This is a genomic window from Roseateles sp. GW835-FHT13E02, from assembly GCF_058794035.1.
The window spans coordinates 39,600-55,496 of sequence record NZ_JBXAGJ010000019.1; the positions used below are offsets into that span (position 1 = coordinate 39,600).

General features: G+C 70.4%; 11 protein-coding genes. 7 read left to right on the forward strand and 4 right to left on the reverse strand.

From position 1 onward, the window contains the following. Positions 1–1,521 (forward strand): YDG domain-containing protein (locus tag AC1Q6P_RS17915; protein ID WP_492703274.1); only part of this gene is annotated, 1,521 nt, incomplete at its 5' end. 393 nt (positions 1,522–1,914) lie between these two features. Here the strand turns inward: AC1Q6P_RS17915 and AC1Q6P_RS17920 are convergent. Next, positions 1,915–3,000: a M35 family metalloendopeptidase gene (locus AC1Q6P_RS17920; protein ID WP_492665332.1), complete on the reverse strand. Its 1,086-nt coding sequence runs from the start codon at positions 2,998–3,000 to the stop codon at positions 1,915–1,917. 330 nt (positions 3,001–3,330) lie between these two features. Between AC1Q6P_RS17920 and AC1Q6P_RS17925 the strand changes: the two genes are divergently transcribed. Beyond that, on the forward strand, positions 3,331–4,254 hold the full coding sequence (locus AC1Q6P_RS17925) for an alpha/beta fold hydrolase (RefSeq protein WP_492665333.1): 924 nt from the start codon (positions 3,331–3,333) through the stop codon (positions 4,252–4,254). Here AC1Q6P_RS17925 and chrA read toward each other — a convergent pair. From chrA to AC1Q6P_RS17940, 3 genes are all read right to left on the reverse strand, one after another. Further along, entirely contained in the window at positions 4,247–5,614 is a 1,368-nt protein-coding gene (chrA, locus tag AC1Q6P_RS17930; protein ID WP_492665334.1) for a chromate efflux transporter, read from the reverse strand. The genes AC1Q6P_RS17925 and chrA overlap by 8 nt on opposite strands. Beyond that, positions 5,611–6,141 carry a GNAT family N-acetyltransferase gene (locus AC1Q6P_RS17935; RefSeq protein WP_271010220.1) on the reverse strand — a complete coding sequence of 177 codons (531 nt, stop codon included), beginning with the start codon at positions 6,139–6,141 and terminating at the stop codon, positions 5,611–5,613. Before AC1Q6P_RS17935 ends, chrA begins: the two co-directional genes overlap by 4 nt. Before the next feature lie 132 nt (positions 6,142–6,273). Beyond that, positions 6,274–7,176 carry an isocitrate lyase/PEP mutase family protein gene (locus AC1Q6P_RS17940; protein WP_492665335.1) on the reverse strand — a complete coding sequence of 301 codons (903 nt, stop codon included), beginning with the start codon at positions 7,174–7,176 and terminating at the stop codon, positions 6,274–6,276. Between the two features lie 180 nt (positions 7,177–7,356). Here AC1Q6P_RS17940 and AC1Q6P_RS17945 point away from each other — a divergent pair, with 180 nt between their 5' ends. The 5 genes from AC1Q6P_RS17945 (at position 7,357) to AC1Q6P_RS17965 (ending at position 15,836) form a co-directional block, all read left to right on the forward strand. Beyond that, positions 7,357–8,895, forward strand: coding sequence for an AlkA N-terminal domain-containing protein (locus AC1Q6P_RS17945; protein WP_492665336.1), 1,539 nt, complete (start codon positions 7,357–7,359; stop codon positions 8,893–8,895). Between the two features lie 305 nt (positions 8,896–9,200). Continuing rightward, the gene (locus AC1Q6P_RS17950; RefSeq protein ID WP_102766394.1) at positions 9,201–9,407 is read left to right on the forward strand and encodes a DUF6229 family protein; all 207 of its coding nucleotides are present in this window, start codon (positions 9,201–9,203) and stop codon (positions 9,405–9,407) included. Positions 9,408–9,413: 6 nt separating this feature from the next. After that, positions 9,414–12,401, forward strand: coding sequence for a type 2 lanthipeptide synthetase LanM family protein (locus tag AC1Q6P_RS17955; protein WP_492665337.1), 2,988 nt, complete (start codon positions 9,414–9,416; stop codon positions 12,399–12,401). After that, positions 12,398–14,347 (forward strand): ABC transporter ATP-binding protein, encoded by a 1,950-nt coding sequence (locus AC1Q6P_RS17960; protein ID WP_492665338.1) that lies wholly within the window; start codon positions 12,398–12,400, stop codon positions 14,345–14,347. Before AC1Q6P_RS17955 ends, AC1Q6P_RS17960 begins: the two co-directional genes overlap by 4 nt. Beyond that, positions 14,340–15,836: an FAD-binding oxidoreductase gene (locus tag AC1Q6P_RS17965; protein WP_492665339.1), complete on the forward strand. Its 1,497-nt coding sequence runs from the start codon at positions 14,340–14,342 to the stop codon at positions 15,834–15,836. The genes AC1Q6P_RS17960 and AC1Q6P_RS17965 overlap by 8 nt, the downstream gene beginning before the upstream one ends. Positions 15,837–15,897: the final 61 nt, after the last annotated feature.

Genomic DNA, 15,897 nt, shown 5'->3' on the forward strand with positions numbered 1-15,897 from the left:
CAGCTGACCAGCAGCACGCAGAGCGCCAAAGCCGACATCGCGGCCAAGGTGATCTCCGCCGGCGCGTCCAGCGTGGCCAGCAAGGTCTACGACGGCAGCACCGCCTCCAGCGTCACGGCCGGCGCCCTGCAAGGCGTGATCGGAGGTGACCGGGTCGGCCTGCAAGCCAGCGCCCAGTTCGCCGACAAGAACGCCGGCAAGGACAAGGCCGCTACCGTGAGCCTGGCCTTGAACGGCGCCGATGCGGGCAACTACCAGCTGACCAGCAGCACGCAGAGCGCCAAAGCCGACATCGCGGCCAAGGTGATCTCCGCCGGCGCGTCCAGCGTGGCCGGCAAGGTCTACGACGGCAGCACCGCCTCCAGTGTCACGGCCGGCGCCCTGCAAGGCGTGATCGGAGGTGACCAGGTCGGCCTGCAAGCCAGCGCCCAGTTCGCCGACAAGAACGCCGGCAAGGACAAGGCCGCGACCGTGAGCCTGGCCCTGAACGGCGCCGATGCGGGCAACTACCAGCTGTCCAGCAGCACGCAAGCCGCCAAGGCGGACATCGCCCAGCGCCAACTCGGCGCTGCGGCCCTGCAAGCCGAGGACAAACGCTACGACGGCAGCACCCAGGCCAGCCTGGGCGCCCTGCAGCTCCAGGGCGTGTTGGCCGGCGATCAGGTGCAAGGCCAGGTGCTGGGGCAGTTCCTGGATGCAGCGGTGGGCAGCGACAAGCCGGTGCAGATCAGCCGCGTGCAGCTGAGCGGTGCCGACGCGCAGAACTACAGCCTCGCCGCCGCCAGCATCCAGGCCACCGGCAGCATCAGCGCCCCACCGGCCAGCGATGCCACGGCCGCCACCTCCATCACCCCGCCGGGGGGCAACAGCACGCGCTCGGGAGGTCAGGCCGGTGCGGCAACAGGCGCAGCCAGCCCCCTGCTCGGCGGCGATGCCTCGAACGCGGCCGGCAGCCCGCTGGTGGCGTTCAATGCCGGCCCCGGCGCTGCGACGCTGAGCTCCGATGCCACAGGCGGCAGCCAGGCCCTGGGCCGCGGCGGCGCCTCGGAGCTAAAGGGTGGCGGCGGCGTCGCCCGCTTCGACACCGAGCAGGCGCTGTCGGCCCACGGCCGCGTCAGCATCGCCGTGGCGCAGGGCCCTCTGGAGCAGGCGCTGGCGGCCGATGTGCCCCTGTTCAGCCAACGCGCCAGCGAAGCGCTGGAGCCGCTGGGCCAGTTCAAGCTGACCGATCTGGGCGACAGCTTGGCCGTGGTGCGCGGCTCCAGCCAGCCCTCGCCCCTGCCGGAGCCGCAGCGCGGCCTGCGCTACAGCGGTGAAGCCTTGTTGGTGCTGCCGGGGGATCACACCAGCAGCCTGCGCCTCAGCTTTGGTGAAGACGGCAGCCTGCGCGTGCGCACGCCCGTCGCCGCCGCCGAACTGGGCCACGAGCTGCTCAGCGCCTACGCCTTGAGTGCGCTCAAGCGCGATGCCGGCATCGGCGTCGACCAGGTGCGTTCGGTGGTCTTGAGCTACGTGGAGTGAGGCCCAACCCAAGGCGCTGAGCCCGCACGCACGAAAACAACGGAGGAAAGCAGGCCCATCGCGGCCCTGTCGCCAAGCCGGCGCAAGACCGGCATGTCTCGCTCTTCGCAGCAGCCCGGCGCAGACCGGCGCGCAAGAGCCCCCTGGCTGGGGGACGCAGCCCAAGGCCCCGAGACGCGCATCGCGCCGTCCGGGGCTTTGCTTTGTCGATTCTTTCTGAAGCGCTCTCGCGCCCAAAAAAAAGGCCCCGCGGCTGGGCAGCCAACGGGGCCAACGAGGGGAGAGGGCAAGTTTCAGGGGTCGATCAGGGCGCAATCCGCAAGCCGGGCTCGGCCGCATGCGGATTCGGCGCGGGTGCAGGTTCGGGTGCGGGTGCAGCCAGCGCTGCGGCGATCAAGGCAGCGGCGGGGTGTTCTCCACGAAATACTCATGGCTGTCGGCGTTGTCCAGCGCCTTGGTCGGGTTGGACAAGGCCAGGGACTTGGCAGCACTCTGGCCGTAGGCCCAGTCATCCGTGCCCGCCACCACATTGAAATGGGTCATCTCATGGATCAAGGTCCCGGCCTTGGAGTCGGTGCCGGTCATCGGTGCGCTCCAGAAGGCATTGCAAAGGTAGATCTTGTACGGCTGGGTCGGGTAGACGTAGGCGTAGTAGCTCTGCTTGCAGCTGCAGTCCAGCGTGACCGCCTTGTTCTTGAAGGCATCATTGGTGGCGACGAAATGGGCCTTGGCCGTGTTCCAGCGCGCACTGGTGTAAGCGCCAAACCAGGTCTTGTAGCGCTGGGTGCCCGAGCCGGTGCCACTCAAATAGGTCTGGGCAGCCTGGGCATAGTTGGATGCGGCATTGAAGGCGCTGGCCAGCGTGGTCTTTTGCGATGCCGTGCAGTTGCCCGTGTAGCTGACACTTCCGGCCAATGACGGTGACGGCTCGGGGCGGGCCGATACGGGCTGCGGGCTGCGCCCTTCCAGCCAGATATAGGTCGGGGCCAGTTCACTGATCGCGCTGGCCGCCTCGGCCTGCTTGGCCAGACCGATGTACTCGATGGCATAGCGGCCGTTCTGGCTCAGATCGTAGGTGCCGGTCAGCTCGGCCTCGAAGGTCTGGGATTCCCCTGGCGCCAGGCTCAGGTAGTCGGCCTCGGTCAAGGGGCCGCGTTTGACCAGTGGGCCGGTGTAGTCGACAAGCTGGCCGTCACGGCTGATGCGAAACAGCGCCGCCATCGGCGCCGAACCTGGCAGCTGAGAGCGCAGGATCTGGCGCGGCTGGCGGCTGGTGTTGGTGATGCTGACGCTGACATGCACATCGACATCGCCCTTGAGCACCGGCTGAGCCACCGACAGGCGCACCTCCAGACCACTGACCGCCGCCGCGGCATGGGCGCCCCCCGCCACAAAACACACCAGGGCAGCCACGCCCCAGGGTAGCAGCGGGCTGTGGGACGTGGCAGAAGCGGTCGCGGCAGCAGAGGTTCGAAACATGAGTCAGGCACTCCAAGTAACGGTGAAAACAAATGGGGTCAACACAACAGACAGGTCAACACGCCACCAGAGGAACAAGGGGCAGATCCAGCACACCCAGCGCCCTCGATCGATCCGTCATTCGCCAGACCAGACCGAGCGCCAGGGCGTGCCGCCACTCTAGGCAAGCATGGCCCGGCTTCACACTGTCAGCTCTTACAGCTGGGAGCCATTCAGCGCCGCGGCTAGCCACTCGTCGCCCGCATCCGCTGTTCATCGCTCCGGGCCGCGGCGCCGCTCGGCGGCCGCCAACAATGCGCTCCATTCCCAGTCAACGAAGAGGAGACCGCAATGAACAAGCAGCAAGCACCCGGACTGAGCGCCACCCTGTGCCGGATCGGCGCCAGCCTGGCCCTGGCCGGCCTGAGCCTGATCAGCCACACGGCCCAGGCAGCGCCGGAAAAGTTCCAGGACCTGCAGATCAGCCGCAGCGGCGAAGGCCGGCCTGTGCTCATGATCCCCGGCCTGAACAGCCCCGCCAGCGTCTGGACCGAGACCTGCGCCCAGCTGCAACCGGGCGTGCGCTGCCTGATGGTGCAGCTGCCCGGCTTTGCCGGCAGCCCGGCCCTGAGCAAGCCGGAAGACTTTCTGCAGCAGATGAAGGGGCAGCTGCAGGCCCTGCTCCAGCAGGAAGCGCCCCAGGGTGCCACCGTGGTCGGCCACAGCCTGGGCGGCGTGCTGGGCCTGATGCTGGCGACAGACAAGCAGGGCAAGACGGTGAAGCAGCTGGTGGTGGTGGACTCCCTGCCTTTTCTGCCCGGTATCCAGAACCCGGCCGCCACGGTCGAGCAGGTCAAACCCATGGCCGAGGGCATGCGTCAGGGCATGCGCAATGCCCCGACCGAGGGCCTGCGCGCCCAGCTGACACCGATGATGGCCGGCATGACCCGTCAGAGCGAGCGCATCGAGGACCTGGTGCAGTGGGGCCTGAACAGCGACCGCCACACCACGGCCCAGGCCATGTACGAGCTCTGGACCACCGATCTGCGCCCCCAGCTGAGCCAGATCCAGGTGCCGACCACGGTGCTGGGCGCCTGGGCCGCTTACGAGCGCATGGGCAGCACCCAAGCCAGCACCCGCGCCATCTTCGAGCGCCAGTACGCCGATCTGAAGGGCCTGAACCTGCAGATGAGCGACAAGGGCTACCACTTCCTGATGTGGGACGACCCGAGCCTGGTGGTCGGCGCCATCAAGAAAGCCCTGGTCGCTAACTGATCAGTGCTGCGGCATGCTTTGCGGCCAGGCCCAGCAGGGCGCTGGCCGCCAGCACGCGGGGCACGCCCCATTTCCAGCGCATCAAAGCCCAGGCCGCGGCCAGCATCAGCGCAGCGGAAACGCCATCAAAGCGCCCACCCCAACCCTCCGGCCAGAGCAGGTGCAGGGCGAAGAACAGGGCCAGATTGAGGATGACGCCCACCACCGCGGCCGAGATCGCCGTCAGCGGCGCGGTGAAACCCAGGCGGCCATGCGTCGCCTCGACCAGGGGCCCACCCGCCAGGATGAAGACAAAAGACGGCAGGAAGGTGAACCAGGTCACCACCACCGCCGCCAGCGCCCCGCCGGCCCACAGCGCATCCGGTCCCAGCAGCTGCGCGCCCCAGCCGCCGACAAAGCCGACAAAGGCCACCACCATGATCAGCGGCCCCGGCGTGCTTTCGCCCAGGGCCAGGCCGTCCATCATCTGCGCGGCCGTCAGCCATTGCTGCTGCTCCACCGCGCCCTGGAACACATAGGGCAGCACGGCATAGGCGCCGCCAAAGGTCAGCATCGCCGCCTTGCTGAAGAACCAGCCCATCTGCGTCAGCACGCCCTCACGACCGCCCCAGAGCCAGAGCGCCGTCATGCTCAGCAACCACAGGCCCAGGCCCAGGCCCAGGACGCGGGCCAGGCCGCGGCGCGTGAAGTGCGCATGGGCCGGCGTCGGCGTTTGGTCGTCGATCAGCGCCGGCCCTGCCGAGACCGCCTGCGCGCCGCCGTGGCCGCCGCCCGTGGCAAAAGCATCCGGCCGCCAGCGCCCGCCCAGCCAGCCGGCCAGGGCCGCCGCGCCGATGATCAGCGGGAAAGGCAGCTTGAGCGCAAAGATGGCGACAAAGGCCGCCACGCCAATCGCCCAGAGCCAGCGATTGCGCAGCACCCGCCCGCCCAGGCGATGCGCCGCTTGCAGCACCAGAGCGGTCACGGCCGGCTTGATGCCGAAGAACAAACCTGCCACCAGCGGCTGCTGACCATGCACCAGGTACAACCAGGACAGACCGATCAGCAACAGCAAAGAGGGCAGCACGAACAGCGCCCCGGCCATCAGCCCGCCCCAGCCGCGGTGCAGCAGCCAGCCGATGTAGGTGGCCAGTTGCTGGGCCTCGGGGCCGGGCAGCAACATGCAGTAGTTGAGGGCATGCAAAAAACGCCGCTCGCTGATCCAGCGCCGTCGCTCGACCAGCTCCTGGTGCATCAGCGCAATCTGCCCGGCCGGCCCGCCGAAGCTCAGGCAGCCCAGCCAGAGCCAGAATTTGAAGGCAGCCCAGAAGCTGGGCGCCTGCGGCGGCAGCGACGGCGCCGTCGGCTCGGCAGCACTCATGCCGCAGCCCGCGCTCGCCAGGCCGCCCGGTCCATCTCGTACACCGCCGTGTCCATCTCATACCAGCGCTCCTGGCCGCGGTAGACCATGCCCAGCTTCTTCATCACATGGGCAGAGGCCTGGTTGTCGGGGTGACAGACCGCGCAGAGCAGCGGCGCTTGCAAGGTCTCGAAGGCAAAGGCTGCCATGACCTGCGCGGCCTCCGAGGCCAGGCCCTGACCCCAGCGGTCCTGGCGCAAGCGCCAGCCGATCTCGAGCGGCTGGGCCCGGTCCCGCCCCAGATGTTGGATGCAGCCGGCGCCGACCACCTGGCCGCTGGCCGCATCGATGAAGCTCCACCAGGAATAGCCCAGCTCGGCCCAGCGCGCTTGCACCCGCTCGATCATGGCCTGGGTCTCTTCCAGGGTCTCGGCCCGACCCGTGATGTAGCGCATCACCGCCGGGTCGCGGTTCATCTCGTGCAGCCCCGAGAGGTGCTCCGGGCGGCAGGGTTCGAGGCGCAGGCGGGCGGTGTGCAGGACGGTCATGGCGGACTCGCGCGTGAGGGAGTGGTGAGCTTGTTGGCCCCGCAGTCTAGCCAGCGCTCGATGACAAACCCAGCGTCTTCGCCCTCACCGTCGTTTCAAGGCAGAGCGCTGAGCGCGGGCTGCCGCGCTTCATCACGGCGCGGCAAACAAGGCCTCGGCTTCGCCGAAGCCGTAGAAGCGCTCGCCCATCACCTGCCAGCGCCCCGTCTGCAACACTTCACGCCCCAGGTCGCGCAGCAGGCCCATGACGCTGAGCATGGGGCACAGGCCCAGGCTGACACGCTGGGCGCCAGCCTCAAACAGCTCGCCGGCGCTTGGCGCGCCGGGCATGGCCATCAGGTTCAAGGGACCGCCCAGCTGGGTCGCCAGCGCCCGGATCTGCCCGAGATCAAGCAGGCCCGGCACGAACACCATGTCCGCCCCCGCTGCGAGATAGGCTCGGCCCCGCGCCAGGGTCAAGGCCAGACGCTCGTCTGAATCCTGACCTTCTGCCAGCAGCACGCTGTCGATGCGGGCGTTGATCCACAGCGGCAGGCCACTGCGCTCGGCAGCCGCACGCGCGGCCTCCAGTCGTCGGCATTGCTCGGCGATTGCGTACTGGCCCTGCCCTGCCTCGCCATGCCGCCGGTCCTCCAGGTTGACGCCGACAGCGCCGGCCCGAATGGCCGCGGCCGTGCTCAACGCCACCGCCTCGGGCGAGGGGCCATAGCCCGATTCGATGTCGGCATTCAAGGGCAGACGCAAGGCAGAGGCCAAGGTGGCGATCTGGGCCATCATGGCGTCGCGGCCCAGGCGCTCGGCATCACCGAGTCCGTGGGAGTAGGCGATGGCCGCGCTGCTGGTACCGAGGGCAGCGAAGCCCTGCTGCTCGAACAGCCGGGCGCAGCCAAGATCCCAGACATTGGCCAGGAGCAAGCCGCCACGCCGGTTGAGCGCGGCGAACTCCAGCGCCCGGTGGCGCTGGGCCTCACGCTCGTCGCTCTTGTCAGATTGCTGATGTTGATGCTGTTCCTGAGGTTCTTGGGTGTGCAACATGGAATTGAAAGGCCTTGCGGAGGCCTTGCCTTGGGTGATGGAAAGGGGAAAGGGGAAAGGGCCGCCATGGTCGCGAATGCGTCGCCGCTTGGCTCGCGCCTTTCGGACAGCAATATCGTTCGCGACCTTGATGTCCGAAAAGCGCCAGTGCGCAGCACCTCAAGCCACGAGAATTCGCCCATGGACCTGCCCCTGGACCCCGACAGCTGCTACCGCGCCCTGGCCAGCCGCGACGCCCGTTTCGACGGGCGCTTTTTCATCGCCGTGCACAGCACCGGCATCTATTGCCGCCCCATCTGTCCGGCGCCCACGGCCAAGCGCGAGAACGTCAGCTTCTATCCCAATGCCGCGGCGGCCCAGGAAACCGGCTACCGCCCCTGCCTGCGCTGCCGGCCCGAGGCTGCGCCCGAATCCAGCGCCTGGCGCGGCGTGGCCAACAGCGGCCACTCCCATGCGGTCACGCGCGCGCTGGAGCTGATCGAGCTGGGCGCACTGGACGAGGCAGGCGTGGCCGAACTGGCCGATCGCTTGGGCCTGGGCGAGCGCCAGCTGCGCCGCTTGTTTGCCGAGCATGTCGGCGCCTCGCCGCTGAGCGTGGCGCAAACCCGGCGCGTGCTGCTGGCCCAGCAACTGCTGCGCGAAACCGCCCTGCCCTTGACCGAGATCGCTTTTGCCGCCGGCTTCGGCAGCATCCGGCGTTTCAACGAGGTCTTTCAAGCCTTGTTCCAGCGGCCGCCCAGCGCGCTGCGCCACGGGCCCGGGGCGCGCATGCCGGCGCCGCGGGCCGGCGAGGTCAGCCTGCTGCTGCGCTACCGGCCACCCTACGACTGGCCGGCCATGCTGGGCTTTCTGCGCGCCCGCGCCATTCCCGGGCTGGAGCAGGTGGACGACGCCATTGAGGGCGGGCGCTATGTGCGAGTGCTGGAGATCGGCGGTCAGCAGGGCCGGGTCTGCGTCAGCCATGCGCCCGCGCAACAGGCCTTGCGTGTGCAGCTGCGCGCCAGCCACCTCTCCCTGCTGCCCCAGGTGATTGCGCGCCTGCGCCGCATGTTCGACCTGGGAGCCGACCCCGAAACCATCGCCAGCCAGCTGGGCGAGCGCGATGCCCTGATGGCCCGCCTGCTGCAGGAGCGGCCCGGTTTGCGCGTGCCCGGCTGTTGGGATGGTTTCGAGCTGGCCATCCGCGCCGTGCTGGGCCAGCAGATCACGGTGGGCGCTGCCATCCAGCTCGGTGGCAAGCTGGTGCAGCAACACGGGGCGCCCCTCCACGCGCCCGACCCGGAGCTTCCCGGGCTGAGCCATCTGTTTCCGAGCCCCGCCGCGCTGGCCGCGGTGGATCTCGGCCCCCTGGGCATGCCGCGCAGCCGCGCCGCCACCTTGTCGGCGGTGGCCCAGGCCTGCCTCGCCACACCGGCCTTGCTGGAACGCCAGGACAGTCTGGAGCACGCCCTGGCGCAGTGGCGCGCGCTGCCGGGCATCGGCGACTGGACGGCCCAGTACATCGCCATCCGCCAGCTGCGCGAGCCCGATGCCTTCCCGGCCGCCGATGTCGGTCTGATGCAGGCGATCGAGAAGCTCGAAGGCAGCCGCCCCAGCGCCAGGGAGCTGGCCGAACGGGCCCAGGTCTGGCGGCCGTGGCGGGCCTACGCAGCACAGCATCTGTGGACGGCGCTGTCTTCGGCAAGCGCCCGCCCCTCGACAGGCAAGACCACAAACTGAACCCGGGCTTCGCGCGCTATGCGCACCACTGTTTCACTTGGGGTCAGGTCTTGCCTGCCCGCCCATTGGCCGCCCCTGGGGCCACCACGCCGATGCCACGGCAGCTCCGGTGCTGCACCGCCGACCATCGGGGCTAACCCGCTGTCAACTCTTACAGCTGGGAGTGTCTTCACTCGCTGAGAACAATGCGCCCGTGCCGAGACGAGGGCTCACAAGCCTCTCGCCGCTTCTGCCCCCAGTTGGGGCCGGTTCACACCGGACTCGGTCACAAGCCCATCGACTTTGAACCCCACAAGGAGTTTGATATGAGCACCACTGTTACCCAGCACATCGACAGCGAAGCCGCAGCCCTGGTTGCCCAATGGCGCAGCCAGGCCGACGGCAGCAACCCGGCCGGCCCGCTGTTCATCGGCGGCGAGTACGCCGAAGCCGACATCGTCGGCGACACCAGCACCATCTCGGGCAAGTGCGGCACCGCCTGCTCGGGCTCGCGCACCCGCATGTGCTGCTGATTCACCATGGCGTCTGTTCCTGCAGACGCCGGTGAATTCGACACCGTTCTGGCTTGCCTGATCCCGTCCGCGCTGGATGGGCTGGCAAGCCAGCTGCGCGAGATCACCGGATTCCAGCCTGCCGAAGCGCAGGTGCTGCTCGACGCCACGCGCGAGCAATTGCTGGCCCAGCTGCACAGCAAACTCAGCCGCCTGCTGGTGCTGGAGCTCAATGCCGCGCGCGTCACCGGCCAGCTGCGCGCCGAGGACAGCGAAAGCCGCTGGCAAGAATTTCTTCAGTACGCGGCCACGCCCGAGTTCTGGGTCGGCCTGTGGGGCAGCGAGCAGTCGCCCGCCTCCTGCCCCTACCCCGATCTGCGCCAGCGCGTGCAAGGCCTGATCGAGGCCCGCTGCGCCAGTGCGGCCCGCTTTGCCCGGCGCTTTGCCCGCGACCGGGCGGGCTTGAGCGAGCTGCTGGGCCAGGACTGCGGCGCGCTGCAGGCGCTGGAGTTCGGCGCCGGTGACAGCCACAGCGGCGGCGAGACCGTGGCCCTGCTGCGCTGCCAGGGCGGCCGCCTGGTCTACAAACCGCGCTCGGTGGCCGTGGATCAGGCCCTGGCCGATTTCATCACCGAGCTGCAGGCCGATCTGCAAGCCCGCGCCGAAGCACCCAGCAGCATGCGCGTGCCCCGGGTGCTGCGCGGTGCCGATGACGACTGCGGCTGGAGCGAGTTCATCCCCCACCGCCATGCCCAGGGTCGGGCCGAGCTGCAGGCCTTCTACCGCGGCATCGGCCACTGGCTGGCCTTGATGCGCCTGCTGTCGGGCAGCGATCTGCATGCCGAGAACCTGATCGCCCACGGCCCGCATCCGGTGGTGGTCGATTGCGAGACCCTGTTCACACCCAAGCCCACGCCGATTCCCTCGGGCCTGGGCGCGGCGGCCGACCGGGCCGCGCGCCTGGTCGGCGGCACCGTGCTCAATGTCGGCCTGCTGCCCGGCCGCGGCATGGGTCTGGGCTGGCGCGGCGTGGACAACTCGGCGCTCGGCGCCCTGCCTGGCCAGCAACCGCTGCTGCCCCAGCCCGACATCCTGCAGAGCGGCTCCGACCAGGCCCACATCGGCCACCGCCTGATGGAAGCGCCGCTGGCCCAGAACCACCCCAGCGCCGAGCCCGATCTGGCTGAGTACTGGCCGCAGGTGCTGCAGGGCTTCGAGGGCCTGAGCCGGCTGCTGCAAGCGCTGGACCAGGACGGCTTGCTGGCGCCGCGCCTGCGCCGTTTCGAGCCCTGCCGCATCCGCGTGGTGCCGCGCGCCACCGAGGTCTATGCCGAGCTGGCCCGCATGCTCTGGCACCCGGTCTCTCTGCACCGGCCAGCGCCGGCGATCGAGCGGGCCACCGACTTGCTGGCCCGCGCCGCGGCCCATCTGGCCATGGCTCCCAATGACCCGGCCGTGATTGCGGCCGAGGTCGAAGACCTGCGCCAGGGCGATGTGCCCTGCTTCAGCGCCCTGGCCGGCCAAGGCCGCCTGCAAGGCCCCGGCGGCACGCATTGGCTGCCCGCTGGCAACTGGGTGGAAGAAGCGCTGCAGGACTGGCGCGCGGCCGACTTCGACCTGGAGCGCCACTGCATCCGCGCCGCCCTGGTCAGCGCCTTCATCAACGAGGGCTGGATGCCGGCCGAATGCTCGCTGACACCGCAGCAGCTCGATCTGCACGGGCTGGACACGCGGCGGCGGCAGCAGGCCGCGGCCATCATGAGCCAGCTGGTCGCCACCGCCATCCTGGCACCGGGCGAGCGCGGCCACACCGAGGACCCAGGCCCCACCGTGGCCTGGATCGCCCCGGTGCTCAGCCCCACCGGCTGGGCGGTGCAGCCGCTGGACCCGGATCTCTACGGCGGCCTCTCCGGCATCGCCCTGCTGGTGGCGGCCTATCTGGCCGAGCAAGCGGCCGGGCGCGCCGATCCAGTGCCGGGCCTCGCCGCCCTGCTGCCCGCCCTGGTGCACAGCCTGCACCGGGCCGAGGACCAGCGCCATGCCGAGCGCTTCCGGCAGCGCGGCAAGACCCGCCCTCCCGCTGCCGGCGCCTACCTGGGCCTGGGCTCGCAGATCTGGGCCTGGCTGATGCTGGCCGAGCTGGCCCCGCGCCTGCCCGAGCCCGGCGGCTTGCGGCCGCGGGAATGCCTGGAGCGGGCCTGCGCCCTGGCCGAGCTGCTGCCCGAGGCTTGCGCGGCCGATGACATCCACGATGTGCTCAGCGGCAAGGCCGGCGCCATCCCGCCCCTGCTGCTGCTGGCCCAGCGCAGCGGCCAGGCGCGCTATCTGCAGATGGCCGTGGAGATCGGCGATCAGCTCTGCGCGCAGGCAAGGCTGGAGCAACGCGGCGGCCAGACACTGGCCTGCTGGACGCACAGCCAGTGGCCCGAGGGCATAGGCGGCTTTGCCCACGGTGCCAGCGGCATGGCCTGGGCCCTGCAGCAGCTGGCACGGGCCAGCGGCGAGGCCCGCTTTGCCGAGACCGCCGCCGCCGCCCAGGCTTTTGAAGACCAGCTCTGGAGCGAGGAAGACGGCAACTGGCTGGACCTGCGCGGCTTGGAAGGCGCCAAGACCGCCGCCGCCTGGTGCCATGGCGCCGTGGGCATCGGCCTGGCGACGCTGGATCTGGACCCGCAGGCCCGGCAGCCACAACAGGCCGAACGCGTGCGCCGCGCCGCGGCTGCCAGCTGGCGCCTGGGTCTGGGCTGGAACCACTGCGCCTGTCACGGGGATCTGGGCGTTTGGGAGCTGATGTCGCGCGCCCTGGATCTGGGCCTGGCCCCGGCAGGCCTGAGCCACGAGCAGCTGCTCGCCACCCTGCTCGGCAGCCTGGAGACCCATGGCCCGATCTGCGGCATCGCCCGCGATGTCTTTGTGCCGGGCCTGATGCCAGGCCTGGGCGGCGTGGCCTACCAGCTGCTGCGCGCCCACCCGGACAGCCGACTGCCCTCCATCCTGATCCCGGCCACGGCATGAGCGGAGACGCCCTCAGCCCGGAACTGGAGCGCCCCTACTGGCGCTTGCAGGACGAGGCCGATGCCGCCCGCCCCGGCGGCGGCGGATTGAGCGCAACCCGCCTGCTGGGGCGCCTGGCCCAGGCCGCGGTGCCGCTGTGGCAGCTCTTGCGCGCGGCCGCACCCCGGGCCGGTGCGGGCCTGCTGCTGAGCCAACTGCTGGTCGGCGCGGTCAGCGCCGCCGCACTGCTGCTGAGCACCCGGGTGCTGGAGCCCCTGCTGGCCGGCGGCAGCGCGGCCGAGCGCCTGCAGGCGGCCTTGCCCGATCTGTTGAGCCTGGCCGGCCTGCTGGCCCTGGGCCTGGCCCTGGAAAGCGCAAGCGCGCGGGCGCGCGCCCATCTCGTGCCCCAGCTGCGCCGGCTGGCCGAGGAGCGCCTGTTCCGCGCCAGCCTGCGGGTGGACCTGGCGGCGTTTGACGACCCCGGTTTCTACGACCAGCTGCACCGCGCCCGCGACCGCGGTGTGCTGCACCTGGAAGGCGCGCTCGAGTGTGCGCTGGAGCTGCTGGCCGGCGCCATCGCCGTGCTGGCGGCCCTGCTGGCCCTGGCCTGGCTGCACGCCCTGCTGCCGCCCTTGCTGCTCTTGGTTCTGATGCCCCAGGCCTGGGCGGTCTGGAGCGCGGCCCGTTTGCAGTACGCCAGCATGGCCGCCACCGTGCGCCTGAGCCGCGAGACCGAGATGATGGCCGAGCTGGCCACCCAGCGCGAAGCAGCAGCCGAGATCCGCGCTCAGCAAGCGCCCGATTTTGTGATCGAGGCCTATGCCCGCAGCGCCGATGCCTTGCGCGACCATCTCGTCAGCCTGGGCCTGGCCGAGGCGCGGCGCCAGAGCCAGGGGCGCTGGCTGGCCGGCGCCGGCCTGGCGCTCACACTGGCCGGACTGGGCCTGCTGCTGCAGGCCGGCGCCCTGCCCCTGGCAGCGGCCGGCACGGCCGTGCTGGCCCTGCGCAGCGCCAGCGCCGCCCTCGAGCGCCTGACCCGTGCAGCCCACGAGCTGTTCGAGAAAAGCCTCTACATCGCCGACTACCAGGACTTTCTGCGCCAGGCCGAACAGCGCCGGCCGGCCTGCCCGCAGGGCGCCCTGCCCGCACCGGCCCAGCCCGGCACGATACGGGTGGAGGACCTGAGCTTTGCCTACCAGCCGGGGCGGCCGGTGCTGCAGGCCATCAACCTGGAAATCCAGGCCGGCCAGACCGTGGCCCTGGTGGGCGAGAACGGCAGCGGCAAGACCACCCTGGCCAAGCTGCTGGCCGGGCTCTACCGGCCCGACCGAGGCCGCATCTGCTGGGACGGCCAGGACATGGCCGACTTCGAAGCCGAGAGCCGCGCCGAGCGCATTGCCATGGTGCTGCAGGACCCGGTGCGCTGGCCGCGCAGCGCCCGCGACAATGTGCGCATCGGCCGCCACACCCGCCCGGATCCCGAGGACCGCGCCCTGCGGGCCGCCGCCCGCAGCGCCCGCGCCGACGAGGTGGTCGCCGGCCTGCCGCAGGGCTGGGACACGGTGCTGTCGCGTTACTTCCGCGGTGGCCAGGATCTGTCCGGCGGCCAGTGGCAGCGCCTGGCGGTGGCGCGCGGCCTGTTCCGCGATGCACCCCTGGTGATCTGGGACGAGCCCACCGCGCCACTCGACGCGCGCGCCGAGGCGGCCGTCTACGACTCGCTGCGCCAACTGGCCGCGGGCCGCACCGTGGTGCTGATCACCCACCGCCTGGCCAGCGTGCGCGCGGCCGACCGCATCTTCTTCATGGAGCGCGGCCGCCTGGTCGAGCAAGGCCGGCACGAGGAGCTGATGGCCCTGAACGGCCGCTATGCCGAGCTGGTGCGCTTGCAGAACCGCTTGCATGCCCTGCCGGACACGGACTCGAATGTGAACGCAGGCGCAGGCCGGGGAGAGGCCCATGGCTGAGGCACAGCGCCTGGCGGCTCAGCTGGACTGGTCGCCGCTGCTGCAGCGCTGGCAGGGTCAGGTCTTTCGCCCGGGTGAGCGCGCCGAAATCGGCGTGGGCAAGCAGCTGGCCGCCGCGGGCCGCCCCCTGCCCACATCCGCGCTGTGGCTGCGCGCGCGCAGCGAGTGCGATGTGCGGCGTGCGCTCGACTTTCTCGCCCGCCACGAGCAGGGCTTTGCCGTGCGCAGCGGCGGCCATTGCTTTGCCGACCTGTCCAGCCATGCCGAGGTGGTGCTGGACCTGAGTGAGCTGCGCCGCATGGAGCTGAACCTGCAAGGCCTGCGTGCCGGGCCCGGCGTCAGCGCCGGTGAAGCCAGTGCCTTCCTGACCTCGCGAGGCCGCCTGCTGCCCACCGGCGGCTGCCCTGGCGTGGCCCTGGGTGGCCTGGCCCTGGTCGGCGGCTTCGGCCTGCTGGGCCGGCGCCACGGTCTGGTCTGTGAGCAGGTTCAGGCCCTGCGCGTGGCCCTGCCCGGCGGCGATCTGGTCGAAGCCAGTGCGCATCACCATGCCGATCTGTTCTGGGCCCTGCGGGGGGCGGGCGCCGGGCAGTTCGGCGTGGTCACCGAGCTGCTCTTCGACACCCAGCCAGCCCAGGCCCTCAATGTGGTCCATGGGCGCTGGCCCTGGGACTGCGCAGCGGACGTGATCGAGGCCTGGCAGACCTTGGCGCCGGCGGCGGATCCGCGCGTGAACCTGGAACTGTCCCTGAGCGCGAGCGATGACCCCGAGGATGCCGACGAGGGCCCGCCACTGATTGAGCTGTTCGGCGTGGTCCTGGCCGAGGCCGAGCAGGTGCCGGCCCTGCTGGCCCCGTGGCGCCGCGCCCTGGGCAGCCTGGCCGAGGCTTTGTGTGAATGGCGCCTGCCGGCCGCCGCCGCCGCCAGCTATTTGTGCGGTCGCCTGGACCGGCGTTGCGAGCCGGCGTGGCAACCCAGCCAGCCCTACCGAGAACATGGCTACCAGTTCACCAAATCCGGCTTCTTCGCGCAGCGCCTGCCGGCTGGCGCCATCCACGACCTGCTGGCCCATTTCACCGCTGACCGTCGTTATGCCCAGTACCGGGAGCTGGAACTCATCCCCTGGGGCGGCGCCTACACCGGCGCCTACACCTCCACGTCAGACCAGCGGCCGCACGCCGACTGCGCCTTCAGTCACCGCGAGGCGCAGTTCATGATCCGTCACACCGCGGTGGTGGGCGCGCGCTCCAACGCCGAACTGCGCGCCCACGCGCGGCGCTGGGCCCAGGCCTCACGTGCCACCGTGGCCGCCGCCGGCAATGGTCGGGTCTACCAGGGCTACGCCGATCTCGAACTGCCGCAATGGGCCAAGGCCTACTACGGCGCCGATCTGCCGCGACTGCGCGCGCTCAAGAGCCGGCATGACCCATGGCTGCTGATGCAGCATGCCCAGGCCATCGAGCCCAGCTTTCAGGATCTGCCCAAGGGCTGAGCTGAGACCGAACACCCATGAAAAAAGCAGCCCGAAGGCTGCTTGACCTGCGAGGCAGGAC

Coding starts and splice junctions, on each gene's coding strand:
- AC1Q6P_RS17920 (WP_492665332.1), bottom strand. CDS start 3,000: ATGTTTCGAACCTCTGCTGCCGCGACCGCTTCTGCCACGTCCCACAGC.
- AC1Q6P_RS17925 (WP_492665333.1), top strand. CDS start 3,331: ATGAACAAGCAGCAAGCACCCGGACTGAGCGCCACCCTGTGCCGGATC.
- chrA (WP_492665334.1), bottom strand. CDS start 5,614: ATGAGTGCTGCCGAGCCGACGGCGCCGTCGCTGCCGCCGCAGGCGCCC.
- AC1Q6P_RS17935 (WP_271010220.1), bottom strand. CDS start 6,141: ATGACCGTCCTGCACACCGCCCGCCTGCGCCTCGAACCCTGCCGCCCG.
- AC1Q6P_RS17940 (WP_492665335.1), bottom strand. CDS start 7,176: ATGTTGCACACCCAAGAACCTCAGGAACAGCATCAACATCAGCAATCT.
- AC1Q6P_RS17945 (WP_492665336.1), top strand. CDS start 7,357: ATGGACCTGCCCCTGGACCCCGACAGCTGCTACCGCGCCCTGGCCAGC.
- AC1Q6P_RS17950 (WP_102766394.1), top strand. CDS start 9,201: ATGAGCACCACTGTTACCCAGCACATCGACAGCGAAGCCGCAGCCCTG.
- AC1Q6P_RS17955 (WP_492665337.1), top strand. CDS start 9,414: ATGGCGTCTGTTCCTGCAGACGCCGGTGAATTCGACACCGTTCTGGCT.
- AC1Q6P_RS17960 (WP_492665338.1), top strand. CDS start 12,398: ATGAGCGGAGACGCCCTCAGCCCGGAACTGGAGCGCCCCTACTGGCGC.
- AC1Q6P_RS17965 (WP_492665339.1), top strand. CDS start 14,340: ATGGCTGAGGCACAGCGCCTGGCGGCTCAGCTGGACTGGTCGCCGCTG.